The sequence below is a fragment of the Pseudomonas sp. P108 genome, assembly GCF_032613195.1.
Lineage (GTDB): Bacteria > Pseudomonadota > Gammaproteobacteria > Pseudomonadales > Pseudomonadaceae > Aquipseudomonas.
In genome coordinates this window covers 2,934,456-2,960,009 of sequence record NZ_CP126691.1, presented here as the reverse complement: position 1 = coordinate 2,960,009, position 25,554 = coordinate 2,934,456, and the positions used below count along the sequence as shown (strand labels likewise).

General features: G+C 60.1%; 16 protein-coding genes and 2 riboswitches. Of the genes, 10 read left to right on the top strand and 6 right to left on the bottom strand.

Translation table 11 applies throughout. The annotated features are described in order from the left end of the window. Window positions 1-35: 35 nt before the first annotated feature. A riboswitch (cobalamin riboswitch) is annotated at window positions 36-248 on the bottom strand. A 912-nt stretch (window positions 249-1,160) separates the two neighbouring features. Next, window positions 1,161-1,383, top strand: a riboswitch (cobalamin riboswitch). Between the two features lie 123 nt (window positions 1,384-1,506). The 4 genes from QOM10_RS12965 to cobM all read left to right on the top strand — a co-directional run bounded on the left by QOM10_RS12965 (window position 1,507) and on the right by cobM (window position 3,655). Further along, window positions 1,507-1,704 carry a CbtB domain-containing protein gene (locus tag QOM10_RS12965; protein WP_122844784.1) on the top strand — a complete coding sequence of 66 codons (198 nt, stop codon included), beginning with the start codon at window positions 1,507-1,509 and terminating at the stop codon, window positions 1,702-1,704. A gap of 11 nt (window positions 1,705-1,715) precedes the next feature. After that, window positions 1,716-2,417 (top strand): CbtA family protein, encoded by a 702-nt coding sequence (locus QOM10_RS12960; RefSeq protein WP_127927092.1) that lies wholly within the window; start codon window positions 1,716-1,718, stop codon window positions 2,415-2,417. Then, window positions 2,414-2,827, top strand: a complete 414-nt coding sequence (locus QOM10_RS12955; protein WP_127927090.1) for a cobalamin biosynthesis protein — start codon at window positions 2,414-2,416, stop codon at window positions 2,825-2,827. The genes QOM10_RS12960 and QOM10_RS12955 overlap by 4 nt, the downstream gene beginning before the upstream one ends. An 81-nt stretch (window positions 2,828-2,908) precedes the next feature. Then, on the top strand, window positions 2,909-3,655 hold the full coding sequence (gene cobM / locus QOM10_RS12950; protein WP_316918216.1) for a precorrin-4 C(11)-methyltransferase: 747 nt from the start codon (window positions 2,909-2,911) through the stop codon (window positions 3,653-3,655). Window positions 3,656-3,799: 144 nt separating this feature from the next. Here cobM and nfuA read toward each other — a convergent pair whose 3' ends face one another. The 3 genes from nfuA to QOM10_RS12935 form a co-directional block, all read right to left on the bottom strand. Next, complete coding sequence (gene nfuA, locus QOM10_RS12945) at window positions 3,800-4,384, bottom strand: Fe-S biogenesis protein NfuA (RefSeq protein WP_007912592.1); 585 nt, start codon at window positions 4,382-4,384, stop codon at window positions 3,800-3,802. 57 nt (window positions 4,385-4,441) lie between these two features. Beyond that, window positions 4,442-5,464: an acyltransferase family protein gene (locus tag QOM10_RS12940; protein WP_160039695.1), complete on the bottom strand. Its 1,023-nt coding sequence runs from the start codon at window positions 5,462-5,464 to the stop codon at window positions 4,442-4,444. Between the two features lie 184 nt (window positions 5,465-5,648). After that, window positions 5,649-7,931, bottom strand: a complete 2,283-nt coding sequence (locus tag QOM10_RS12935) for a fatty acid cis/trans isomerase (protein ID WP_316918215.1) — start codon at window positions 7,929-7,931, stop codon at window positions 5,649-5,651. Between the two features lie 155 nt (window positions 7,932-8,086). Here QOM10_RS12935 and metH point away from each other — a divergent pair, with 155 nt between their 5' ends. Continuing rightward, entirely contained in the window at window positions 8,087-11,797 is a 3,711-nt protein-coding gene (gene metH, locus QOM10_RS12930; RefSeq protein ID WP_316918214.1) for a methionine synthase, read from the top strand. Window positions 11,798-11,843: 46 nt separating this feature from the next. Here the strand turns inward: metH and QOM10_RS12925 are convergent, their stop codons facing one another. Then, window positions 11,844-18,932, bottom strand: a complete 7,089-nt coding sequence (locus QOM10_RS12925; RefSeq protein WP_316918213.1) for a dermonecrotic toxin domain-containing protein — start codon at window positions 18,930-18,932, stop codon at window positions 11,844-11,846. Between the two features lie 168 nt (window positions 18,933-19,100). Here QOM10_RS12925 and QOM10_RS12920 point away from each other — a divergent pair, with 168 nt between their 5' ends. Then, the gene (locus QOM10_RS12920; RefSeq protein WP_127927077.1) at window positions 19,101-19,319 is read left to right on the top strand and encodes a DUF2970 domain-containing protein; all 219 of its coding nucleotides are present in this window, start codon (window positions 19,101-19,103) and stop codon (window positions 19,317-19,319) included. A gap of 5 nt (window positions 19,320-19,324) precedes the next feature. Here QOM10_RS12920 and QOM10_RS12915 read toward each other — a convergent pair whose 3' ends face one another. Then, window positions 19,325-20,398 (bottom strand): ABC transporter substrate-binding protein, encoded by a 1,074-nt coding sequence (locus QOM10_RS12915; RefSeq protein WP_316918212.1) that lies wholly within the window; start codon window positions 20,396-20,398, stop codon window positions 19,325-19,327. A 524-nt stretch (window positions 20,399-20,922) separates the two neighbouring features. On the opposite strand from QOM10_RS12915, the gene QOM10_RS12910 reads away from it, so the two are divergent. Further along, window positions 20,923-22,581 carry a nitrite/sulfite reductase gene (locus QOM10_RS12910; protein ID WP_316918211.1) on the top strand — a complete coding sequence of 553 codons (1,659 nt, stop codon included), beginning with the start codon at window positions 20,923-20,925 and terminating at the stop codon, window positions 22,579-22,581. Next, on the top strand, window positions 22,565-23,059 hold the full coding sequence (locus QOM10_RS12905; protein WP_007912572.1) for a DUF934 domain-containing protein: 495 nt from the start codon (window positions 22,565-22,567) through the stop codon (window positions 23,057-23,059). Before QOM10_RS12910 ends, QOM10_RS12905 begins: the two co-directional genes overlap by 17 nt. Before the next feature lie 68 nt (window positions 23,060-23,127). Here QOM10_RS12905 and sohB read toward each other — a convergent pair whose 3' ends face one another. After that, window positions 23,128-24,159 (bottom strand): protease SohB, encoded by a 1,032-nt coding sequence (gene sohB, locus QOM10_RS12900; RefSeq protein ID WP_127927073.1) that lies wholly within the window; start codon window positions 24,157-24,159, stop codon window positions 23,128-23,130. Window positions 24,160-24,363: 204 nt separating this feature from the next. Between sohB and QOM10_RS12895 the strand changes: the two genes are divergently transcribed. Both QOM10_RS12895 and QOM10_RS12890 read left to right on the top strand, forming a co-directional pair. Continuing rightward, window positions 24,364-25,074, top strand: coding sequence for a histidine phosphatase family protein (locus QOM10_RS12895; protein WP_316918210.1), 711 nt, complete (start codon window positions 24,364-24,366; stop codon window positions 25,072-25,074). Between the two features lie 50 nt (window positions 25,075-25,124). Continuing rightward, window positions 25,125-25,442, top strand: a complete 318-nt coding sequence (locus QOM10_RS12890) for an SCP2 sterol-binding domain-containing protein (RefSeq protein ID WP_007912567.1) — start codon at window positions 25,125-25,127, stop codon at window positions 25,440-25,442. Window positions 25,443-25,554: the final 112 nt, after the last annotated feature.

Genomic DNA, 25,554 nt, shown 5'->3' with positions numbered 1-25,554 from the left:
GAAGCGTTCGCCACCGGATCACCCCGCCCGGTTGTAGTGAGAATCTGTGACGAGGCAGGTCTCCTGGCTGACGGTGTTCAGGCATTGGGCCTGGCGTTGGCTGCGCCTTCCCGCTGGCTCATCGATTGAGCTGGCAGTGGCGTGGCAGCGAACATCACCGTTCACAGTTGCGGGGGCAGCCGCGGCATTGACCGCGTTCCCTTCTTAGCTTCGGCAACGGCCGAAGAACCTCGAAAGCGCAAGGCTACGCATCGTCTAAGGGTGGGTCAATGGGCGTTGAGTTTTGGTTTTGGGGGCATATCCGTTGCTGCGGGTGCTGCCGCCGGCGGTTTCGCTCTTACAGCGAGTCCCTTTTTCAAACGCCAAAAAGGAACCAAAAGGCTTTGCCCCTGGCGTACGGCACTTCGCTTAGGCTCAGTGTTCCCTCGCTACGGTGTCCATCCGGGGGCATCGCCTACGGTTTGCTTCGCTGCACCTCCTCTCGATGAATGCGGCTGCGCCGCACGGCGCTGCGCGCCTACCCCCGGATGAACACCTTCGCTCGGCCTGCCGAAGGGGCAAAAGATCAAAAGCCAAAGCCAAAGCCAAAGCAGGATCAAAAACCAGATCAAGAGCCCCTCACCCTAGCCCTCTCCCCAAGGGAGAGGGGACTGACCGAGGTGTTTGGGAGAGCTACGCCGACGTGCGATACCGAGTTGAACTCAAGCTTTGAAAAGCCCAAAAATCGGCCCCCTCTCCCTCGGGAGAGGGCTGGGGTGAGGGGAAGCACCACCACAAATCCAAAGCCGACCACGCCCCGCTCTTCACCACTCAATAGGCCGAGTGTCAGCTCGCCTGCTCTTGATCTTGATCCACGGGCGACGTCGGAAGGCTGAGTGGAGGGATTGATCCGGGCGTGGGAGCGTAGCGACCGTTTGGCGCAGCCAAACACAGCGAGAGGAGGTGCAGCGAAGCAAACCGTAGGCGCTGCGCCCGGATCGATCCCGGAGCGAAGGAACCCCGAGCCCCAGCGAGCGGGCCGCACGCAGGAGCAAGCCTTTTTGGTTACTTTTTCGGCGTCTGGAAAAAGTGACCCGCCGTAAGGGCGGAACCCTAATCAGCCACACCCGCAGCAACGGATATACACCCAAAAATTGACCAAAACCCCACCCCCATGCTCTCCTACACACCTTGTTACGGGTGCCCTTCACAGGGTGAAACGGGAAACCGGTGAATCATGTGCTTTACTCAGAGCCATGTCAGTCCGGTGCTGCCCCCGCAACGGTAAGCGAGCGAAGCGTCAAAACCACTGTGTCTGTACGGCATGGGAAGGTGACGCTTGCAGGTCGGCCTGACGCCAACCCCTCGTGAGCCCGGAGACCGGCCCGCAACACACAGCCCGCACCTTGTGCGTCGCTGAACATAACAAACCCGCGGTGGGCGGGCGCTGTTCGAACCTCTGCGAGCCCGACCCGCAGGGGTTTTTATGCGCTCGATTCACCCACTGACATTCCAGAGGGAAGCGCCATGTCGATCATCAGCAGCACCGGCAGCAACACGGACAAAATCGCCAGCACCACCACCCTGAGCCAACGCCTGGCCGCCGCGATCTTCGCGTCGATCCTCGGCGCCAGCCTGGTCTACTTTGCCGGTTTCTCGCACATCGAAGCGGTGCACAACGCCGCCCACGATACCCGCCACAGCGCCGCGTTCCCGTGCCACTGAGACCTGTCGACATGATCAAGCGTATTGCGCAAACCGCAGGTTTCACCGGTCTGCTGGCCGCCCTGCTCCTCACCCTGCTGCAAAGTTTCTGGGTCTCGCCGTTGATCCTTCAGGCGGAAACCTTCGAGAAAGCCGAACCGGTCGCTGAAGTTCATGAACACGCCGCAGGCACCGCTGCGCACACCCACGATGCTGAAGCCTGGGAGCCGGAAGACGGTTGGCAGCGCGTGGTTTCGACCACTGGCGGCAACCTGGTGGTGGCGGTGGGTTTCGCCCTGATGCTCGCGGGCCTGTACACCCTGCGCGCACCGACCAAAACCTCGCAAGGCTTGCTCTGGGGCCTGGCCGGTTACGCGACATTCGTACTGGCACCGACGATGGGCCTGCCACCTGAATTGCCGGGCACTGCCGCTGCTGATCTGGCCTCGCGCCAGATGTGGTGGATCGGCACGGCCGCTTCGACCGCTGTCGGCCTGTCGTTGATTGCGTTCAGCCGTCACTGGCTGATGAAAATCCTCGGCGTGGCCATCCTTGCTGTGCCGCACGTAATCGGTGCCCCCCAGCCGCAAGTGCATTCGATGCTCGCTCCCGAGGCATTGGAAGCTCAGTTCAAAATCGCTTCGCAGTTGACCAACGTGGTGTTCTGGCTGGCCCTCGGCCTGATCAGCGCCTGGTTGTTCCGCCGCAAAAGCGATGGCCAATACCACGCATGACCGATGACAGCGCAGCGCCGACCTTCGTGATCGGCCTGGGCTGCCAGCGCGGCTGCCCGGCCAGTACGCTGCGCGCGTTACTTGATCAGGCGTTACAGGCTCATCGGATTGAGCTGCAAGCAGTCAAGGCCTTGGCCAGTATCGACCTGAAGCGTGATGAGCCCGGTCTCCAGGAACTCGCCGCACAGCTGGCGCTGCCGTTGCTGTACTTCAGCAGCGCAGAACTGGCCAGTTATCAGGAACGACTCAGCCACCGATCCGAGATCGCTTACGAACGTACCGGTTGCTATGGCGTCGCCGAAAGTGCCGCGCTGGCCCTTGCCGAACAGCTGATTCAGGCACCGGCAAAACTGCTGATTTCCCGGCAAAAATACGCTCAGGCCACCTTCGCATTGGCCGGCGCAGCATAAATTCCCGATAATCCCCGCCACTGATCATGAGCAATCTTCATCTGAAGCGATTGCCGTACCCCTTTTTCACAGGATTCAACCATGACCGTCTACTTCATCGGCGCCGGCCCCGGCGACCCGGAACTGATCACTGTCAAAGGCCAGCGGCTGATTCGCAGCTGCCCGGTGATCATTTATGCAGGCTCGCTGGTACCGGCGGCGGTGCTGGACGGTCATCAGGCGCAAACCGTGGTCAACAGCGCTGAATTGCATCTGGAACAGATCATCGAATTGATCAAAACCGCGCACGCCAACGGTGATGATGTGGCGCGCGTGCATTCCGGTGATCCGAGCCTGTATGGCGCGATTGGTGAGCAGATTCGCTATCTGCGCGAGCTGAATATTCCGTTCGAGATTATTCCGGGAGTGACGGCAACGGCAGCCTGTGCGGCGTTGCTGGGTGCGGAACTGACGTTGCCGGACGTCTCGCAAAGCGTGATTCTGACCCGCTACGCCGATAAAACCGCGATGCCGGCCGGTGAGGAACTCGGCAGTCTGGCGCAGCATGGCGCGACCATGGCGATTCATCTGGGGGTTAACCATTTGCCGAAGATTCTGGTGGAACTGCTGCCGCATTACGGCGCGGATTGCCCGATTGCGGTGATTCACCGGGCGACGTGGCCGGATCAGGATTGGGTGGTGGGAACGCTGGCGGATATCGCCGGGAAGGTCGAGGCCAAAGGGTTTCGGCGTACGGCGTTGATTCTGGTGGGTCGCGTTTTGGGCAGTGAGGTGTTTAGCGAATCATCGCTGTATCGCGCCGGGCATGCGCATCTTTATCGACCTTGAAGGCCCTTTCGCGAGCAGGCTCGCTCCCACATTGGGAATGCGATCAAATGTGGGAGCGAGCTTGCTCGCGAAGGCTTTCTTGAATTTCAGCCATAAAAAAACGGCGCTCACGGGGCGCCGTTTTTCATGTCCGCAGCGAACACCTTAGTAATAGGCGTTTTCTTTCTGCGTGTGGTCGGTCACGTCGCGTACGCCCTTCAGCTCAGGAATACGCTCAAGCAAGGTGCGCTCGATGCCTTCCTTCAAGGTCACGTCCGCCTGACCGCAGCCCTGGCAACCGCCACCGAACTGCAACACGGCGATGCCGTCTTCAACCACATCGATCAGGCTGACCTGACCGCCGTGGCTGGCCAGCCCCGGGTTGATCTCGGTTTGCAGGTAGTAGTTGATGCGCTCGTTGACCGGGCTGTCGGCGTTGACCATCGGGACTTTGGCGTTTGGCGCCTTGATGGTCAGCTGGCCGCCCATGCGGTCGGTGGCGTAGTCGACGACGGCGTCATCGAGAAACGCTTCGCTGAAATGATCGATATAAGCGGTGAAGCTTTTCAGCCCCAGCGCGGTGTCTTCAGGTTTTTCTTCGCCCGGCTTGCAGTAGGCAATGCAGGTTTCGGCGTACTGGGTGCCAGGCTGGGTGATGAAGACGCGGATGCCGATGCCCGGGGTGTTCTGCTTGGAGAGCAGATCAGCCAGGTAATCGTGGGCGGCGTCGGTAATGGTAATAGCGGTCATGGAAACTCCTCGCAGGCTTGGGCGCAGTTTACGCCAATCGTTGCGCCGGACAAAGTCCTAGTATTTTTGTCGGGAAAGATTCTCGTCGGGCTCGTCGTCGATTCGCGCCTTGAGCCAGCGATAGCTGCGTTTTTCCACCCATTCGTAGCTCAACCAGGAGCCGACGCCGATGGCCAGCGCACACACGACAAACATCAAATACGGGTTGATGCCGTAGCGTCGCGCGATAAATCCACCCACCGACAGCACCAGAACGTGCATCAAGTACACCGAATACGAGCAATCGCCGAGCAGTTTGAGCACGCGACTGCGCTCGACATAACGCTCAAGCGAGATACACGCCATCACCAGTACGGCGCTCGGCACACCCCAATTCAACAGCCTCGGCGCCGGTGCCCAGTGATAGATCGCCAGCAACGCAGCGCCAATCGCGGTCAGCGGCAGCCAGAAACCCGGGCCAATCCAGCCCCGGCGATAGAGCATGCCGATGCCGATCCCCAGCAGAAACTCGTAGACGATGTCCGAACGGTAAAACTCGCTAATCCAGCCAAACCCGGTCCACGCCTGACTCACTGCAAACAGCAGCGCCGCGACCACCAGCAGGCGCACCTGCAAGCGAAACAGCAGCGCCCAGGCGAACAGCACATAGAAAAGTATTTCGTAATTGAGCGTCCAGCCGACGTTCAACGTCGGATAGATGCCGTAACCGCCAGGGTTCTCAGTCGGAATGAACAGCAGCGACAACAGCAGATGACCCCAATCCACGGTCTGGTCAGGCAGCAACGGCTGGGCGAATACCACCAGCACCGCCATCAACAGCGTGTACAGCCAATACGCCGGGACGATGCGAAACAGCCGATAAAGCAGAAAACGCGCGGGCGGCAGCGGTTTGTTTTCGGTCGAGAGGAAAATCACCAGGCCGCTGATGACGAAGAAAATATCCACGCCCACTGCGCCTTTGTCGATGAACAGTTGCCCGATCGGCCCGCGTGCCTTGAAGTCGAAGAAAATCTGCATGAAGTGATGGCAGACCACCGTCCACGCGGCAAGCGCACGCAGGGCTTGCACTGAAATCAACATCACCTGCTCCCGATCACAATTCCTGAAACCACCGCAGATCCCTTGTAGGAGTGAGCCTGCTCGCGATGGCGGCGGCACATTCAACATCTCAAGTGCCTGATTTTCCGCTATCGCGAGCAGGCTCACTCCTACAGGGGGATTTGTGTGTTACCTGAAGCTGTGACAGTCGGCCTGTTTCAAACGATCAAAGATTCTCGTAGCGGTTCATGTCCAGCACGCCCTCTTCCACCGGTTCGGTTTCGTGGATGTACTGACTCAAATCGTGGAAATAGAACCAGAATTGCGGATGACTGCGACGGATTCCCCAGCGTTCGACGATTTTCTCGAAACGATTGGCATCCTTGGCGTTTTCCATCGCATCGACAAACGCCGGCACCTGATCGGCCGGGACATTAAAGATGAAGTTCGGATAACTGCTGAGCACGCCCGGGTAAATGGTCAGTGTGTCCAGCCCGGGCTGATAGCGCAGCGACTCACCGAGCAGGAACGCCACGTTGCTGTGTGCACGATTGCGCAGCAGGCTGTAGACCTCGCGTTTGCCGCTGGCGGTTTCAATGCGCAGCATCGTCGCTTCCGGCAACTGCTCGATCACCTTCAAACCGGCCGCCGGACGTGAGGTCAGGCGACTCAAGGCCTGTTCGGCATTTTGCAGCCCCGGGTCGATATTCGGCCGCGAGCAATAAGCGCCATCGCAGCGATTGATCGGATCGGGCCGCGCATTGAGATCGCCGTAACGCGCCAGTAATTGCATGGCGAAGTCGTATTTCGGGTCTTTCTCGTCGAGTTTCAGCGCGGTCGGCTTATCGTCGTCAATCGCTTCGTAATCGAGCCACATCTTGAACTGGCCGCTGCTCTGATACCAATCGTCGAGGTAATCCTCGCGGGAATCGGCGGGCATCAGGCGCAGGAAGTTTTGCTCGGCGCCGTTGCGGATCAGATCGAAATACAGGCGGGTTTGCGCCTGATGGGAGACGTTGCCGAACACGTCGAAGTTGACCGCCAACTGGTAATAGGTGCGTTCGAGCAAGGGATAGTCGAACAGCCACATCGTCTGCGGCACCTCGCCAATCAAGCCTTTGGTCACCGAAGCGCTGTCGAAGTGGCGGAAGATGCTCAGCAACGCGTTGTCGTTGCCGGCCCACAACGTCGACCAGCTCGGCGCGGGCACATCGGCGTAGCTGTCGCGGCGCAGGGCCTCGTACTCATTACGTTTGTTGCGATAGTTGTGCCACAGACTCAACACACTGCCGACATCGTCGTTCTGCCCCGGCATGGCCAGCAACGGTGTGGCCTGACCGCGATAATTCGGGTCGGTGATATAGAGGTCGTGTTCCGGTGCCTGGAACAGTGCCCAGAAGTTGTCGCGGATCACGTCGGTCGCAATCTGCCCCCGGCACACCGGGCCGCGAATAAACGTGCGGACGAAGTATTCGGCGTTATCGAGCATGAACTGGTAACGCGCCTGCGCCGGAATCGCTTCGAACGTCGCGAATGGATTGGCACGGCTCTGCGGGCCGTAACCGGGCAACGCATTGACCTGCCAGTTGCCGCTGTAGAACAGGCTTTTCACCCGCGCCATCTTCGCCGCGCTCAGCGGATAGGTGATGTGGGTTTTATGCACAATCACGCCCTGCACCGGCCACAAGCGGTAATACACCTGAGTGCCCGGATCGTCGTTGGGACGACGGGTGGCAATCAGGTCGATCGGCTGACCGCTGGGTGTACGTGATCGCACCCACTGGAAATAATGCCCTGGCTCGCCGTCCTTGAAGTAGATGTGCGCGAGGTACCAGTGCTCGTACAACCAGCGGCCGACCAGACTTTGCCGGGCGCCGGGGGTGTTGAGCAGGTTTTCCCACTGGACGATCTGCAGCGCCTCTTTCGCGCTCGGCGCCAGGCCTTGTTCGTCAATCGGCGCACCCGAGGCCAGCCAGCGCTGCAGCGTCTGATATTGCTGATCGGTCAGCCCGGTCACCGCCAGTGGCATGCCCTCTTTCGGATGGGCACCGGCGTAGCCTTCAAACTCGGCGGGCAGCGAGCACATGTTCTCGCGGTTCAGGCCCAGCACAATCTCTTCCGGGAGTTTGGCGTTCGGCGTCAATGGCGTTTTATGCCCCAGCTCGAGCATGCGCGCCATCAGCGCCGCCTGACTGCCCTGCGCATCGAGCACCGAATAGAAGTCTTTCTGCTGCCAGGCACGTTTGCCGAAGGCGTCGTAGAACAGCCGAGTGGTCGGTGCCGCTTGTGTGCGCTCGCCGTCATAGACCGGCATCTTGCTCGCGCCACGGGCCGCGCCCTCGCCACTGCCCAGGTTCAACTGGCAGGCCGAGTCGTAGCAGGCATGGCAGGCCACGCACTTCTCGGTGAAGATCGGTTGGATATCACGGCTGTATGAGATCGTGGGCTCTTGCGCAACGGCGCCCCAGCTTAAGAACAGCAAAACCATGCTGATGACGCGGTACGACATGCCCTTGATCCCGATCCTGAAAAAAACGCCGCGATTCTACAGTATGACGCTCGTACCAACATGAGTGATATTCATGCAAAAGCCCTACATGCTCTAAAAGCGCACAGGTTTGCTATGATCCCGCTCCTTCGTAATGGTCTTTCCGAGTAGTCCAAATGTCCGATCGCAGCGTCCGCCTTCAAGCTCTCAAGCAAGCTCTCAAAGAGCGCATCCTGATACTCGACGGCGGTATGGGCACGATGATCCAGAGCTACAAGCTCGAAGAGCAGGATTATCGCGGCAAGCGCTTCGCGGACTGGCCGAGTGACGTCAAGGGCAACAACGACCTGCTGGTGATCACCCGTCCGGACGTGATCGGCGGCATCGAGAAAGCCTACCTGGATGCCGGCGCCGACATCCTCGAGACCAACACCTTCAACGCTACGCGCATTTCCATGGCCGACTACGGTATGGAAGAACTGGCCTACGAACTAAACGTAGAAGGCGCACGTCTGGCCCGCAAGGTCGCCGACGCCAAGACCGCCGAGAACCCGGCCAAGCCGCGTTTCGTCGCCGGCGTGCTCGGTCCGACCAGCCGCACCTGTTCGCTGTCGCCGGACGTCAACAACCCCGGCTATCGCAACGTCACCTTCGATGAGCTGGTGGAGAACTACACCGAAGCCACCAAAGGCCTGATCGAGGGCGGCGCGGACCTGATCCTGATCGAAACCATTTTCGACACCCTCAACGCCAAAGCGGCGATCTTCGCTGTGCAAGGCGTGTTCGAAGAGCTGCACATCGAACTGCCGATCATGATTTCCGGGACCATCACCGACGCTTCCGGCCGCACCCTGTCGGGCCAGACCACCGAAGCGTTCTGGAACTCGGTGGCGCACGCCAAGCCAATCTCCGTCGGCCTCAACTGCGCGCTCGGCGCCAGTGAACTGCGTCCGTACCTGGAAGAGCTGTCGAACAAGGCCAGCACCCACGTTTCCGCGCACCCGAACGCCGGCCTGCCGAACGAATTCGGCGAGTACGACGAACTGCCGTCGGAAACGGCGAAGGTCATCGAAGAGTTTGCCCAGAGCGGCTTCCTCAACATCGTCGGCGGTTGCTGTGGCACCACGCCAGGGCACATCGAAGCCATCGCCAAAGCCGTCGCCGGTTACGCACCGCGTGAAATTCCGGACATTCCCAAGGCTTGCCGCCTCTCGGGTCTGGAGCCGTTCACCATCGATCGCAACTCGCTGTTCGTTAACGTCGGCGAGCGCACCAACATCACCGGCTCGGCGAAGTTCGCCCGTCTGATCCGTGAAGACAACTACACCGAAGCGCTGGAAGTCGCCCTGCAACAGGTCGAAGCTGGCGCGCAGGTGATCGACATCAACATGGACGAAGGGATGCTCGATTCGAAGAAGGCCATGGTGACCTTCCTCAATCTGATCGCCGGTGAACCGGACATCTCGCGCGTGCCGATCATGATCGACTCGTCGAAATGGGAAGTCATCGAAGCCGGCCTGAAGTGCATTCAGGGCAAAGGCATCGTCAACTCGATCAGCATGAAAGAAGGCGTCGAGCAGTTCATCCATCACGCCAAATTGTGCAAGCGCTACGGCGCTGCGGTGGTGGTGATGGCGTTCGACGAAGCCGGCCAGGCCGACACCGAAGCGCGCAAGAAAGAAATCTGCAAACGCTCCTACGACATTCTGGTCAACGAAGTCGGCTTCCCGCCGGAAGACATCATCTTCGACCCGAACATCTTTGCCGTCGCCACCGGCATCGAAGAACACAACAACTACGCTGTGGACTTCATCAACGCCTGTGCCTACATCCGCGACGAACTGCCGTATGCGCTGACCTCGGGCGGCGTGTCCAACGTGTCGTTCTCGTTCCGTGGCAACAATCCGGTGCGTGAAGCAATTCACTCGGTGTTCCTGCTGTACGCGATCCGCGCAGGCCTGACCATGGGCATCGTCAACGCCGGGCAGCTGGAGATCTACGACCAGATCCCGCAGGAACTGCGCGATGCCGTGGAAGACGTGATCCTCAACCGCACCCCGGAAGGCACCGACGCCCTCCTCGCCATCGCCGACAAGTACAAGGGCGACGGCAGCGTCAAGGAAGCCGAGACCGAAGAGTGGCGCAGCTGGGAGGTCAACAAGCGTCTGGAACATGCGCTGGTCAAAGGCATCACCACGCACATCGTTGAAGACACCGAAGAGTCGCGCCAGTCGTTCGCCCGCCCGATCGAAGTGATCGAAGGCCCGCTGATGTCCGGCATGAACATCGTCGGCGACCTGTTCGGCGCCGGCAAAATGTTCCTCCCGCAAGTAGTGAAATCCGCCCGCGTAATGAAGCAGGCCGTGGCCCACTTGATCCCGTTCATCGAACTGGAAAAAGGCGACAAGCCGGAAGCCAAGGGCAAGATCCTCATGGCCACCGTAAAAGGCGACGTGCACGACATCGGCAAGAACATCGTTGGCGTGGTACTCGGTTGCAACGGCTATGACATCGTCGACCTCGGCGTGATGGTCCCGGCGGAGAAGATCCTGCAGGTAGCCAAAGAGCAGAAGTGCGACATCATCGGTCTCTCTGGTCTGATCACACCGTCGCTGGATGAAATGGTCCACGTCGCTCGCGAGATGCAGCGTCAGGACTTCCATCTGCCGCTGATGATCGGTGGCGCAACCACCTCCAAAGCGCACACGGCAGTGAAGATCGAGCCGAAGTACAGCAACGATGCCGTGGTCTACGTGACCGACGCCTCCCGTGCGGTAGGTGTAGCAACCCAGTTGCTGTCCAAGGAACTGAAGGCCGGTTTCGTCGAGAAGACGCGTCTGGAATACGTCGATGTGCGCGAACGCACCTCGAATCGCAGTGCCCGTACCGAGCGCCTGAGCTACGCCGCCGCGATTGCCAAGAAGCCGCAGTTCGACTGGGCGGCGTACCAGCCGGTCAAACCGAGCTTCACCGGCAGCAAGGTGCTGGACAACATCGATCTCAAGGTTCTGGCCGAATACATCGACTGGACGCCGTTCTTCATCTCCTGGGATTTGGCCGGCAAGTTCCCGCGCATCCTTGAAGACGAAGTGGTCGGTGAAGCCGCCACCGCGCTGTACAAGGACGCGCAAGAGATGCTCGCCAAACTGATCGACGAGAAGCTGATCAGCGCCCGTGCGGTGTTCGGTTTCTGGCCGGCCAATCAGGTGCATGACGACGATATCGAGCTGTACGGCGATGACGGCCAGCCATTGGCCAAACTGCATCACCTGCGCCAGCAGATCATCAAGACCGACGGCAAACCGAACTTCTCGCTGGCCGACTTCGTGGCGCCGAAGGACAGCGAAGTGACCGACTACGTCGGTGGTTTCATCACCACCGCCGGCATCGGCGCCGAAGAAGTGGCCAAGGCTTATCAGGACGCTGGCGACGATTACAACTCGATCATGGTCAAAGCCTTGGCCGACCGTCTGGCCGAAGCTTGCGCCGAATGGCTGCACCAGCAGGTGCGTAAAGAGCACTGGGGTTATGCCAAGGATGAAACCCTCGACAACGACGCGCTGATCAAAGAGCAATACAGCGGCATCCGCCCTGCTCCGGGTTACCCGGCGTGCCCGGATCACACCGAGAAGGCGGCGCTGTTCACGTTGCTCGACCCGGAAGCCGAAGAAATGCGCGCCGGCCGCAGCGGAGTGTTCCTCACCGAGCACTACGCGATGTTCCCGGCGGCCGCAGTCAGCGGCTGGTACTTCGCCCATCCGCAGGCGCAGTACTTTGCCGTGGGCAAGATCGACAAGGATCAGGTCGCCAGCTACACCTCGCGCAAAGGCCAGGAGTTGAGCGTGACCGAGCGCTGGCTGGCACCGAACCTCGGCTACGACAACTGAAACCCGCCAAGGACCTGGGCGCTCAGCCCCAGGTCCGTTCAGTCACTCATTGGCGTCTTGAGGGCCCCGGTTGCGGTGACGATGGCGCGGGGGGTGCATCGATAACCACCGTCGCCAGCTTTTGCAGTTCCGTTCGGGACAGCTCCTTCAGCCTGTCGGCGCGTGCCAGCGCCAACTCGATCTCCAGCAGGTTCATGGCCTGCAGATAGCGTTCGCGTGACGCGTCATCGCCGTGTTTGTCCGGATGGGCGTCCTCGACCTCTTCCAGGCGTTGTGTGGCGTTGCGTTCCAGTTCGTCGAAAACGTCAGGGTAAATATCTTTCAGGTAACGACTCCAGTAATCCCGCGAGATCAGGTCGTCGAGGAACAGGCTGGACGCCTCATCCGCCAACACCGCAGCCCGGGCGTCGATCAAGCGCTGCCCGCTGATCGGCGTGTCGTACAGCGCGTGTTCCGGCTGGCCCGGCAACTCCAGCCCGTCCGGCCAGCCGCGAGTCATGCCGATCCGGTAGCGCAGGCGGATTTGCGCCCGGTCCTGATGGCGTCCGGCAGCTTCTGCCAACCTGTCGACCCGCTCCAGTCGAAACAGCCGTCGAGTCAGATCGAGCAAGGCCCGCCCGCGAAGGTCCGGGCGGTCGTGCGGAATATCGCGCAGCGCGGTGTATTCATAAGCGCGCACCTCCAGCTCGCTGAACGTCAGAATTCGGCCATCCGGACACGCACCGTGCGTCTCGGCGTTGTGGAACATCAATTCGCGCAGTTCGCTGTTTTCACTGGCAGCCTCCATGACACGCCACAACCTTTGGGTCAGATCGGCGCGCGCAAGGCGAAAGTCCTGGGCATAACGCAACAGGTAGATCAGCTGAAAAAAACGCTCGTGATTCGGTTCTTCCGCCAACCGCGTCCAAAGGGTTGTTCGCGTAGTGGCCAATGCCGACGGAGCACCCGCAAGCCAGGGATTCAATGCTTCAGGCGATATAGCCAGAGCCGGATTAAAGAGCGGTTCAACGGGCGCCACCACGGCATGTATATCAATGCCGACAGCTCCCTCGGCAGAACCGTTGCTGTCACTGCCCGCCTCTGAAAAACCGCTTTCGTCGATGCCAAAGACTTGCGCGTCGATCATGCCGTCAATGTCCTCGCGCGCAATGCCCAATAGCTCCGGAGCGTGGTTGACGCGGCTGTGGAACCTGAGTCGCTGCAACGCGTGAAGTGACAGTTCCGTGTTCTCCGACAAGTCTGTGCCCGCGATCAGTTGCGCGTGACTACCGTCGAAGATTTCATCGGGAATGTCGGTGATGTCGTTGCCACTGAGGTTCAACGTCCGCAGGTTTGGCGCCTCCAGTACAGCGCCGGGCCAATCAATCAGCTCGTTGAAGCGCAGATCAAGCGTTTCGACAGCAGCTAATCCAGGCGGGTTGAATACCTGAAGATCGTTATAACTGAGGTCGAGCCAGCGCAACCGGGTACTAGCGAGCAACGGATAGACGCTGGTGGCGCTGGACAGCTCGCAATACTGCATTTCCAGGCGCTCCAGCTGACTCATGTGCAGTAACGGCAGGGGAACACCCATCAGCTGATTGCCACTGAGCCTCAACGTCCTGAGATTGGCAAAGGCTTGCAGAAAACCGGATGCGCCGGCGGTGGTCATACCCACACCGCTCAGATCCAGCACGGTGACGCTCACAAGCGGCACCATCAGGCTTGGCAAATCGCCGGTCTGCAAGCCCTCAAGGCTGAGCGTCAGCCCTTCTGCACCGGGGCCATGTCCGAGTCCCGCAAGCCAGGCATCGCGGATACGTACCGCAGCGCGGGAACGGCTTTGCGCAGACACTCGGCGCTCGCCCGTGGACACACCCCGCGTAAACAGCCAGCCGTTCAACTGCCGGATCAGTCCTTCGCAAGCCTGATGCCATTGAGCGATTTGCGCGGGTTCGGGAAGCGCCATTAACAGGCTCCTCAACGACCAGCCCGACTGGCTCGGCAAAGTGTTGTCAGGGACGGGCTCCTCGGCAAAACGCGCGAGTGAGCCTTCGGGTAACACGACGTCGTGTTCGATGCGCTGTAACGCGGCGTTCAGGGCAGCCTCACCGGCAGGACTGAACGCATTGCCGCGCAGATTGACTTTCATCAGCGCGTGCGGATCGGCCAAGACTTGTGGCGAGAGCGCGGCGATCGCGTTGTCACGCAAGTCGAGCCAGTACAACCGCTCAAGACGCTCGGCACCGGCAGGCCAGGCTTGCAAGCGCGTCGCTCTGAGGTTCAGCGCCTGAAGCTGGCTGAAGGCACTTGCATCCAGTTGGCCCAGCGGGTTGGCTTGCAGGTTCAGGCTTCTGAGTCGCTGCAGACCATTGAATTGCGCCTGCACCGCCGGGGTGACCACGATGCTGTTGGCCGATACGTCGAGTTGCATCAACGCTGGCAGATCAGCAGCGGCAAACGGTAACTCAGTGAAGTTGTTCCCCGTCATGACCAGCGTTTCGGTCGCACTGAACCCCCGGATAAAGGCGCGGGCCTGCCCGACGGGAACATCCAGCTGCCCCAGACGCAGTGTGCGGATGTGGGCAAAGCTACCGGCGGGCAAGGGAGGCAATTCGATGATTTGCTCCATGCCTGCCTGCTCAACCAGCCCCACTCTCGATACCGGCAATTCAAACGTGGCAATGTCGCCGGGCACGCCATAACGTTGGCGGATGGCGGCATTCCAGCTTTGCTTGAGGGCGCGTAAAGTCGCCGCGTTGCGCCCCGTTGCCCATTGCCAGCGGAGCCCTGTAAAGCGCATCGCCTGCGGATGGGTCGGCATATGAAATCGGGCAAAGATTGCGTCGTGCTCAGCCCTGAGTCGGGCAATCGCCGTCATTCGCGCCTCGGGCGTTGTCCATGCGGCATCGAAGCTTGCCGGTAAGGGATCGTGCGGATCGGGCAAGGTCGCCATGAAGTCCAGCTCCGCCCGGCAATACTGGCTGACCATCTGATTCAGATCGACCAGATGGCCGAGCTCACCGGAGTAGTTGCGGACATATTCGTAAGCACGCATGAACTGCGCCGGAGCCAGCGCCGCCCAGTCCAGCGACAAACCGGCCCAGAGCCGCTCTTGTCCGCTATACAGGGATTCGGGCAGCGCGCGGATTGCGCTGTGCGTCAGATCCAGACGTTGCAGTTGCGCAAGCCCCTCGACGTACGCCGGCCATTGCCATAACGCATAGGGCGCGTCGATGCGCAAGGTACGCAAGTGCCGCAAAGGGCTCAGATCCAGCGCATGCAGGCTTCTGGCATCGAAGCCGGCATAGTCGAGGTGCAGCGTTTCCAGCGACGTAAGCGTGCCCAGCGTTGCCGGAAAATCCGCCGCCAGTACCGGCGCATGGGTGGAAAAGCGCAGGCTGACAAGCCGGGGCAACCGGGCGACCGCCGACGGCACTGACGTGAGCGGACGGGTTCTGGACGACAGGTATTCGAGACCGCGTTCAAGGTTGCCTATCGACAGATGAGTCACCTCGGGAAACTGCGCCAGAAAGACATTCGCATTAGCGTCCGTCAAGCCGCTGCCAGCCACCGAAAGCTCGCGTATGTGAACAAAAGAAGTGTTCAGCTCTGGCAACGGCGCATCACACACCAGCGACAAGCGTGCCGCGTCCGCAACCTGCGCGGCGAGAGGTGCGTTGCGCCAGGCGTCCCGGACGGCCTGGGCAAACCGCAATCTGCCCTGCGCGGCCTCGCTGCCGGACGGACCGGCCTGCCACTGGTCAAGCGCAGCGTTGAGCCCTTCCCACTCACGTCGGCGCGTCTGCAGCACCGAGTAGATTTGCTGGTCAGTCCGGCCACGTTGCTGCTGGAGAAATGCCTCTGCCTGTTGCGGCCCCGGATAGAGGTCCATCACCCGCACCCAAAGCGAGGGACGCAGGCCGGAGCCTCGCCCACTCGCGTAATAGCCCTTCAGCGTGGCGCCAACTCGGCTCGGCGCTTTGAACCGCTTGGCCTGTGGCGCCAGCAATTGCGCAACGCCCTCACGGTGCTTGAGCGCAGACTCGATAACCTTGCGCTGCAACTGATGACTTCGGCTGCCATCGCTCAAGCCCATCGCGGCAGCATCGTCATCGGGCAGCACGCGCATGATCGCGCGGTAAAAGCTGTCAGCCGGTCTGGGCGTGCTGTTCAGCGGCTGCCCTCGGTCGTCGAAGGCCTGATAAAACGGCCCGTCCTTGATCAGATAGGTTCGGTTGGCCGCGGAGTTTTCACCGAGGCTGTCGAGCAACGCGCCAGTCGGACTGCCCTCGCGAATCTCCAGGCGTAACGACTGCGGCCAGCCCGGCAACTGTGACATCGCGTGCAAAGCGAGGCGGCGGCTATCCGCCGACGCAAGGTTTTCGCTGTGCAAACCGGCAAATGCGCGAGTCTGGCGACCGCGACCGGCATGCCAGCGCGCCTCTTCAAGCAGGTTCAGCGGTGCCCGTTTGATGGTGTCCAGACGCACCAGCTCCGCCGGCGTGGCGTGATCGAGCACATCCTGCGCGGCAGCCTCGCTCAGACCGGGCGTTTCCCGTCGCAAGATACGCAGGCGAGCACTGTCCGCTTCACCGCTGCGGTACAGGCTGTCAACAATCGAAGTCTGGCGTGCATAAACATGCTCCAGCAATTGCCGGCCGAACGCCTCGGGCCTCGCTACGCGAAATTGCGCGGTGGCCCTGCCAAGCAAATAGTTGATCTCGTTCTCGTCCAGTGCCGCAAGAATCCGCTCAGGCATTTCCCCATTCAGCACCTGCGCGCGCGTGAGCTGGATCGCTGGTTTGGTGCTGACGCCGGGCACTGCTTTTTCGCTGCCATAGCCAATCGCCGGCCCCGACAGCTCGGGGCCGGCGAAGACCTCCAATACCCGATCGTACGGCCAGCGCGGCATGTGCGTGACCTGCGGTAAAGCAAGCAAATAACGATCATCAATCGGTGTCGCACCGCGCAATTGCTCGATCATTTGCGCGACCTGCGCATCGGCTTTGAACAAGCGCAGGGCGTCGCGCAATTCGGGCGGCGCGCACGCGTGATCCAGGTGCATCTTGCGTAAGCTGTTTTCGCTGACGCCGCTGACATCGGCCAGCGTCAGCAATGTTTCATCGGACAGCCCATCGGTGACATGCCCCATGCGCCGCAACAGCGTCAGGCGATTCCAGCTCATCGGTTGTTCCAGCGTATGGCGCCAGGCACCCTGGCCATTGTGTTGCAGCACTGGTTGGTAAGCGTTGGGCGCACCGGGATGTTTGATCCGCCACTGCGCGGTGCCCGGATCGTCAATCAGCTCGTAGACCTTTTCGCCCTGACGCAGATACGTTTTGCCGTTGAGTTGATAGCGGCCCAGCTGATCCGGGCCGGTCGCGTCGCTTAAGCTGATGTCTTGCTCATAGCCACTCAGATCTGCTTTCCACAGGCGTGTTTCGCCGTTGGGCAAGGTCACCGGGTGCAAGTCCTCGATCACCGGTTCCGGCTTGACCGCCGTGAGCTTGCTGAGCCCAGCCCCGGCAGCGCTCATTACGCCGATGAGGGCGAGGTTTTCCGCGACATCGATCAAATGCGCCTTGGCAGCGTGCTTGTCGCCCTCACTCCATTCGAGCGCGCCCTCGAAGGTTTCGTACAGCAGTTGCCCCGCCATGATCGCCAGCATGACCTCGCCGAGAACCGGCACGAACATGGACACCAGGTTGAGCGCCAGCAGCCCGACTTGCAGCAGGGCCGCAAGCTTTGCATCGCGCACCTTGGCGTCGATGTCACTCGACGGCACCGCATGACTACGGGCATCGGCCAGTACTTTGTCGCGATGCCGCTCATACAGCCTGGCCCAGAGGTCGCTGTTTTCAGCCCATGGATCGTGTTCGTCTCGCGCAATGATCGAAACGCCAATATAGGGATCAGGATCCGGCTGCATTTCCGGGTGTTCGGGTGGCAATTCCCGGAAATCGACGAAAGCCGACAGCAAGCCGAAGGCCGCTGGAATTCTGCGCCAGGACGACGAAATGACACTCGGCGGTGAATCGCCAGACTCGCGCACGAACTGACTGAAATAGTAAGGGCGCTGGTCGTAAGGCAGGAACTGGCTGAAGAACCGCTGGTAAGGCGTCGGCTCGGCACTCTGCGCGGTTTGTGCATCCCGGGCAGTCAACCGGTGCTTGAACGTCTCCTCCATTTGCGTCCCGGTGTAGCGCTTCAGCGGATGCTCAGGATCATTGGGCACGTAGACAATGACCGCTTCAGGGGCCCGACGCCTCTGGCCGATAGCAAAAGCGACGCAGCCGGTCAGTCTGTGTCGCATCAGGCCCAGATCATGAAACCAGACCTGTCTGCCGCGCACTTCAGGATGTTTTTCACCGGCGATGACCGAGAGGATCATCGCGTGATCTTCCGGCCGAATATCCTTGGTCAGCAACGCTTGCTCGGCCGCCGCCCGCATGGCGGCTTTCTGGCTGGCAATGAACTGCGTGCGTAATGTCTTTGCCAGGTCTGGGTCCGCAGTGTGGAAAAACGCCTTGAGATACGCCTGGTACTTCGCGCCAAGGTCCAGATGACGGCACAAACGCAGAAACTCCATGACGCTCAGGTTGACCGTTACCGGGGCAAAAGTACCGGCCGTGGTGGTTTCTTCCTCAAAACCCGAACTGTCGTGAAAGGCACCGGGCAGGCATTCGCGGATTTCGAAATTGTGCAGTGCAGCCTGAAGCATCGTCAGGTTCAAGACTTCGAATGAGCCGATTTCCACACTGAAAATACTCACGGCCAAAGAACGCCTGAGGCTGAGGAAAGTCTTGTCGACATCGACAGTGATCTTGTAGTGCTCGTGCAGCGCTTGCGTCAGTAGCGGCCGGGCAAACGCGTCGATGTCCTTGAGCGGGGACATTGTTTTGTCCAGTGCAGACTGGGCCATGACACTGTCCCTGAAACTGCTGTCCAGCGCCTGGCGTTGCTGCGACGACGCTTGTCTGTACCAGGCCGGAATTACTGGCCTGGCCTGTTTGATCTCATTCTTCCTTTGCGCAGCAGCGTCGACCAGCCATTGCGCAACCGCGCCTTCGAGATACTCAGCGTGGAGACTGCCCGTGACCACAGGTTTGGCCGGTTTGTCGTTGACCTGCTGGGGGCTGGAATCGGGGGACATACATCGCTCCTGTAAATGGAGCGTCAGCAGACCATCCCGGGCGAACGCCTCTGCGGTACATAGTTATCGCGCCATGACGCAGTTGTAACGATATGTCTGGGCGGCCACCTCAGGCGCATGCGCGTATTTTGACTATGCTTGTGAGGCACGATTTTCGAAGAGGGATTTATGGACGATCCAGTCGACAACAAGCCACCGACCTTCTGGCAGATGCTGCACAGCGTGATGGCTGCGGCATTCGGTGTGCAGAGCGGCAAGAACCGGGCAAGGGACTTCACCCATGGCAAGCCCAGCCATTTCGTCATCCTGGGCATTCTCTTCACCGCGGTGTTTGCGCTGGCATTGTTTGCCATCGTCAAACTGGTGCTGCATTTCGCCGGGGTCTGACGCGGTCAGCGCATCAGCGTCTGCAAGTTGAACGGGTAGCGGTAGGAATCCGGCTGCCCCTTGGCTGAGAGCTTGCGGAAATTCACGCCGTAGTCCGGCGACTTGCCCATGGCCAGCATTTGTCGGGCATGCTGTTTGTCGATCAGTTGCAGCAAGGGAATCTGCCGGTCGCGGCCACCGTAACGATCCAGTTCGACGCCTTGCGCAACGTCATGCACCTCGACCAACGCCCAGCCACCCAGGGTGAAATGCCCGCCGACCAATGCGCTCAGGCGTCCGTCGACCAATGCCTGCAAGGCTGCCGGTGAGGTGTTGACCGCGCTGAACAATGCATCTTTGCCGGGGACTTTGCCCGTCTCGGCATACGCACGCATCGCGCCGAAGGCCATTTCATCATTGGCCGACCACACCAGCGACACCTTCGGGTAACGGGCAAACAGCTGTTTGGCCTGCTCATAGGCGCGTTCTTGCGTCCAGCCGCTGTAAACCAGCTGTCGCAAGCGTGTCTGTGGATGTTCGGCCAACGCCCGCTGCATGCCGCGCTCGCGCAGTTGCGCCGAAGGGGTGACCTTCAGCCCGGAAAACGCCAACACTTCAATCGGCTCAGTGCCTGCCGCAGCCGGATGCAGGCGGATCAACTCCTTCATCATCAAGTAGCCGCCCTCCTCGTCATTCGGCACCAGACTGCCTATGCGATCGTCACGCTCGCCGACCAGCGCCTGTTGGTCAGGTGTCAGCACGGCGTTGACCATGAAGAGCTTCACGCCGCTGTTCTCGGCCAGGCGCAGGATTTGCGGGGCGACGTATTGTTCGTTGACGAAAATCAGGTAGTCGGGACGATTCGGCCCCTGCAACGCCAGGCGTGCCTGCGCCAAGGTCAATTCGGGCTGGCGCTGGGAATAGAGGATGTGCAGATCGATACCCAGATCCCGGGCGGCCGCCTGCATGAATTGCGAGTAACTGACCCAGAAGGTTTCCTGCGTCGAGCCCGGATTCAGAAACAACACAGACTCGGCCCGCGCGCCGCTCTGGAACAACGCACCGAACAACAGAAGACTGATGTGGAAGAGCTTGAACATGAAACATCCGGGCCCAAGGAAAAATGGCCGCGCATTATAGCCATCGATCCACCGGCTATTGATGCCTGATCCCGTTTTTGTCCGACAATTCGTCGGGTGCGGGCCCGGATGGGTCGTTTACTGATGGCTGACCCAGAATACCGCTGTTCCTACTACGAGAATGATCAGGAACAAAATGGCCCACGCATCGACACTGCTGTCGCTTTTTCTTGCCTTGGTCGGGTTGCTCATTGCATCGCCTCTTGTCGGTTTTATCGGTGATTGCAGAAAGACTCGACCACAGTTAAGACGATGATTGTCCGCACGACAAATGTGGGTTAGTTGACAGCCATTCTCGTTAGGCGATTTGGTTCTTTCCATATACTCAAACATCACTTTTGCGCATAACTGCAAACAGGTATATTGCCCCGGCTCCCTTAGGGAGCGCGCGGCCGTGCGCGCAGAATTGCAGAGGCACCATCGGACTTCAGCAAGCGAAAACGCAGCGTTTTCCGAGTAGCCCAAAGCCTGAGAACAGGACTTATATGTACGTATACGACGAGTACGATCAGCGGATCATCGAGGACCGCGTCAAGCAGTTCCGTGATCAGACCCGACGCTATCTGGCAGGTGAGCTGAGCGAAGAAGAATTCCGCCCCCTGCGCCTGCAAAATGGCCTCTACATCCAGCGCTTCGCGCCGATGTTGCGTGTGGCGGTGCCTTACGGCCAGCTGACTTCGCGTCAGACGCGCATGATGGCCAAGATTGCCCGCGACTACGACAAGGGCTACGCCCACATCAGTACGCGGCAGAACGTGCAGTTCAACTGGCCGGCGGTGGAAGACATCCCGGACATTCTGGCTGAACTGGCCACCGTGCAGATGCACGCGATCCAGACCAGCGGCAACTGCCTGCGCAACGTCACCACCGACCAGTTCGCCGGCGTCGCCGCCGACGAAGTGATCGACCCGCGCCCATGGTGCGAAATCGTCCGCCAGTGGACTACATTCCACCCGGAATTCGCCTACCTCCCGCGTAAATTCAAGATCGCCGTCAACGGTTCGACCGCTGACCGTGCCGCCATTGAAGTCCACGACATTGGCCTTGAGCCGGTGCACAACGCTGCCGGCGAGCTCGGCTTCCGCGTTCTGGTCGGTGGTGGCCTCGGTCGTACGCCGGTGGTTGGCGCGTTCATCAACGAGTTCCTGCCGTGGCAGGACCTGCTGAGCTACCTCGACGCCATCCTGCGCGTGTACAACCGCTACGGCCGTCGCGACAACAAATACAAGGCGCGGATCAAGATCCTCGTCAAAGCCCTCACGCCTGAAGTGTTTGCGCAGAAAGTCGATGCGGAAATGGAACACCTGCGCGGTGGCCAGACCACACTGACCGACGCCGAACTGCAGCGCGTGGCCAAGCACTTCGTCGACCCGGACTACAAAGCGCTGGAAAACCAGACCGCGCAACTCGGCGATCTCGACAAAGAGCATCCGGGTTTCGCTCGCTGGCGCACCCGCAACACCCTGGCGCACAAAAAGCCGGGTTATGTCGCCGTGACCCTGTCGCTGAAGCCGACCGGCGTTGCCCCGGGCGACATCACTGACAAGCAGCTCGATGCCGTCGCCGATCTGGCCGACCGCTACAGCTTCGGTCAGTTGCGCACCTCGCACGAGCAGAACATCATTCTTGCCGACGTCGAGCAAAGCCAACTGTTCACCCTCTGGGGCGAACTGCGTGAAGGCGGTTTCGCCACGCCGAACATCGGCCTGCTGACCGACATCATCTGCTGCCCTGGCGGTGATTTCTGCTCGCTGGCCAACGCCAAGTCGATCCCGATTGCCGAATCGATCCAGCGCCGCTTCGATGATCTCGACTACCTGTTCGACATCGGTGAGCTGGACCTGAACATCTCCGGTTGCATGAACGCCTGCGGTCACCACCATGTCGGCCACATCGGCATCCTCGGCGTCGACAAGAAAGGCGAAGAGTTCTATCAGGTCTCCCTCGGCGGCAGTGCCAGCCGTGATGCGAGCCTGGGCAAGATCCTCGGCCCGTCCTTCGCTCAGGAAGCCATGCCTGACGTGATCTCGAAGCTGATCGACGTGTACGTTGAACAACGTACCGAAGACGAGCGCTTCATCGACACCTACCAGCGTATTGGCATCGACCTCTTCAAGGAACGCGTCTATGCAGCGAATCATTAAGAACAACGAGGTCGTCGACGAAACCTGGCACTTGCTGCCCAAGGATTTCAACATCGACGAGATCAGCAACTGCGACGATCTGATCGTGCCGCTGCAACTGTGGCGCGAACACAGCCGCATGCTCAAGGCTCGCGACGGCGGTCTGGGTGTGTGGCTGGACGCCGACGAAGAAGCCGAAGAAATCGGTGAAGACGTCGCCGAGTTTCAGGTGATTGCCTTGAACTTCCCGGCGTTCACCGACGGCCGCAACTACTCCAACGCCCGTCTGCTGCGTGACCGTTACGGTTTCAAAGGTGAACTGCGGGCGATTGGCGACGTGCTGCGTGATCAGCTGTTCTACATGCACCGCTGTGGCTTCGACGCCTTCGCCGTGCGCGCCGATAAAGACCCGTACGAAGCCCTTGAAGGTCTCAAGGACTTCTCGGTGACCTATCAGGCCGCCACCGACGAGCCACTGCCGCTGTTCCGTCGCCGCTAAGTCTTCAGGTTTAGCGCGAACAAAAAAACGCCGGTCATGTGACCGGCGTTTTTTTATGCCTGTTCGATTTACCAGAAGCGCTGCTGGGTCAAGCGGCTCCACCAGCTCAGCAGCACGCGGTCGACTGAACCGCTGGCGGCCATGCCAATGCGCTCTTGCAAGCTTTTGCGCTCGGCATAGTGCAGGTGATAGACCTCGGCCTTTTTCGCCCGGTCTGCGAGGTACTCATCGCTGGTCTTGAGTTCATCGACCAGTTGTTTATCCAGCGCCGCGACGCCGAGCCAGACTTCACCAGTGGCCACATCGTCAATCGCCAGTTGCGGGCGATAGCGGGCGACGAAGTTCTTGAACAGCTGATGAGTGATGTCCAGGTCTTCCTGGAACTTCTCCCGGCCCTTCTCGGTGTTTTCGCCAAACACGGTCAGGGTGCGTTTGTACTCGCCGGCGGTGAGGACTTCAAAGTCGATATCGTGCTTCTTCAGCAAGCGATTGACGTTAGGCAATTGCGCCACAACACCGATCGAACCGAGGATCGCGAACGGCGCGCTGATGATCTTCTCGCCGATGCACGCCATCATGTAGCCGCCGCTGGCTGCGACCTTGTCGATGCACACGGTCAACGGCACGCCGGCTTCGCGAATACGCGCCAGTTGCGACGACGCCAGGCCGTAGCTGTGGACCATGCCGCCGCCGCTTTCCAGGCGCAGGACGACTTCGTCTTTCGACGTGGCGAGGGTCAGCAGTGCGGTGATTTCATGGCGCAGGCTCTCGGTGGCCGAGGCTTTGATGTCGCCGTCGAAATCCAGCACGAACACACGAGGTTTGGCCTCGGGCTTGTTCTTCTGCTTCTTCTCGCTTTTCTCGGACTTGGCTTCGCCCTTGCGCAAGGCCTTGAGCTGATCCTTGTCGAGCAAGGTCTGCTCCAGCCGCTCGCGCAGGCCCTTGTAGAAATCATTGAGCTTGCTGACCTGCAACTGACCGGCAGATTTGCGCCGGCCTTTGCTGCGCAATGCAGCAAAACTGGCGAGCACTACCAGAATGGCTATCACCAACGTGACGGTCTTGGCCAGGAAGCTGGCGTATTCGGTGAAAAACTCCACAGAGACTCCTTAGAACAGTGCGTGGATGTGAAACACACGCGGGATGGCTCCAGCATACCCATGCGCCGGCTCATCGGCCAGCCGTGAAACCTCTGGCAACACCCCTGTAACGGGCATTTCAAACAAGCGTATGTTTTTTCATTGACAGCTAACCGTCATCCTCATAACCTCGCCAAACCTTCAACGTACCGGGATGACGCGGACGTGGGCAGTATCTATTTGATTCGACATGGCCAGGCCTCCTTTGGTGCAGACGACTATGACGTCCTGTCGCCGACCGGTGTGCGTCAGGCAGAAATCCTCGGTCAGCACCTCGCTGAACTGGGGATCAGCTTCGATCGCTGCCTCGCCGGAGACCTGCGTCGTCAGCAGCACACGGCCACCAGCGCGCTGGAACAGTTCGCCGCCCAAGGTCTGTCGGTGCCGATCCTGGAAACCGATTCTGCCTTCAACGAATTCGATGCCGACGCGGTGATCCGCGCCCTGCTCCCGGACATGCTGGCGGACGAGCCGGAAGCCCTCGACATCTTGCGCAACGCCGCGCAGAACCGTGGCGAATTCCAACGTATTTTCGCCCTGATCATCGAACGCTGGCTGGCCGGCACTTACGACCCGCCCGGGCTGGAAAGCTGGCTGGGTTTCGTCGAACGCGTCCAGGCCGGGCTGCACCGGATCCTCGATCTGGCCGATAAAAACCAGAAAATCGCCGTGTTCACCTCCGGCGGCACCATCACGGCCCTGCTCCACCTCATTACGCAAATGCCTGCGAAACAGGCCTTTGAATTGAACTGGCAAATCGTCAACACCTCGCTCAACCAGCTGAAGTTCCGCGGTCGCGAGGTGGCTTTGGCCTCCTTCAACAGTCATGCGCATCTGCAGCTGTTGAAGGCTCCGGAACTCATCACTTTCCGCTGAGTCCGGTTAACTGTGAACCTTGCTGTAATTAACCTCATAAGGATCGAACCATGACCTCCGTAGCCGATGCCGTAAAAGCAATGCAAGCCAAGTTCAACCCAGCCGCTGCTGCCGGTCTGGATCTGGTCTTCGGTTTCAACATCACTGACGAAGACAAGCAGTACTCGCTGATCGTCAAAGACGGCACCTGCGACATCCAGGAAGGCGAAAACCCGGACGCCAACTGCACGCTGGTGCTGGACAGCGAAACCCTGAAAGGTATCGTCAGCGGCGAAACCGACGGCATGCAGGCGTTCATGGGCGGCAAGCTGCGCGTTGAAGGCGACATGATGCTGTCGATGAAACTGTCCGAGCTGTTCCCGTCGTAATAGCGACGTTCAGTGACACAAGAATCCCGCCCCCTGTGGCGGGATTTTTGCGTTTCGGCCCTGTAGGAGCTGCGGCACGCTGCGATCTTTTGACCCTGTTTTTTTAGAACGC

Coding starts and splice junctions, on each gene's coding strand:
- QOM10_RS12965 (WP_122844784.1), top strand. CDS start 1,507: ATGTCGATCATCAGCAGCACCGGCAGCAACACGGACAAAATCGCCAGC.
- QOM10_RS12960 (WP_127927092.1), top strand. CDS start 1,716: ATGATCAAGCGTATTGCGCAAACCGCAGGTTTCACCGGTCTGCTGGCC.
- QOM10_RS12955 (WP_127927090.1), top strand. CDS start 2,414: ATGACCGATGACAGCGCAGCGCCGACCTTCGTGATCGGCCTGGGCTGC.
- cobM (WP_316918216.1), top strand. CDS start 2,909: ATGACCGTCTACTTCATCGGCGCCGGCCCCGGCGACCCGGAACTGATC.
- nfuA (WP_007912592.1), bottom strand. CDS start 4,384: ATGACCGCTATTACCATTACCGACGCCGCCCACGATTACCTGGCTGAT.
- QOM10_RS12940 (WP_160039695.1), bottom strand. CDS start 5,464: ATGTTGATTTCAGTGCAAGCCCTGCGTGCGCTTGCCGCGTGGACGGTG.
- QOM10_RS12935 (WP_316918215.1), bottom strand. CDS start 7,931: ATGTCGTACCGCGTCATCAGCATGGTTTTGCTGTTCTTAAGCTGGGGC.
- metH (WP_316918214.1), top strand. CDS start 8,087: ATGTCCGATCGCAGCGTCCGCCTTCAAGCTCTCAAGCAAGCTCTCAAA.
- QOM10_RS12925 (WP_316918213.1), bottom strand. CDS start 18,932: ATGTCCCCCGATTCCAGCCCCCAGCAGGTCAACGACAAACCGGCCAAA.
- QOM10_RS12920 (WP_127927077.1), top strand. CDS start 19,101: ATGGACGATCCAGTCGACAACAAGCCACCGACCTTCTGGCAGATGCTG.
- QOM10_RS12915 (WP_316918212.1), bottom strand. CDS start 20,398: ATGTTCAAGCTCTTCCACATCAGTCTTCTGTTGTTCGGTGCGTTGTTC.
- QOM10_RS12910 (WP_316918211.1), top strand. CDS start 20,923: ATGTACGTATACGACGAGTACGATCAGCGGATCATCGAGGACCGCGTC.
- QOM10_RS12905 (WP_007912572.1), top strand. CDS start 22,565: ATGCAGCGAATCATTAAGAACAACGAGGTCGTCGACGAAACCTGGCAC.
- QOM10_RS12890 (WP_007912567.1), top strand. CDS start 25,125: ATGACCTCCGTAGCCGATGCCGTAAAAGCAATGCAAGCCAAGTTCAAC.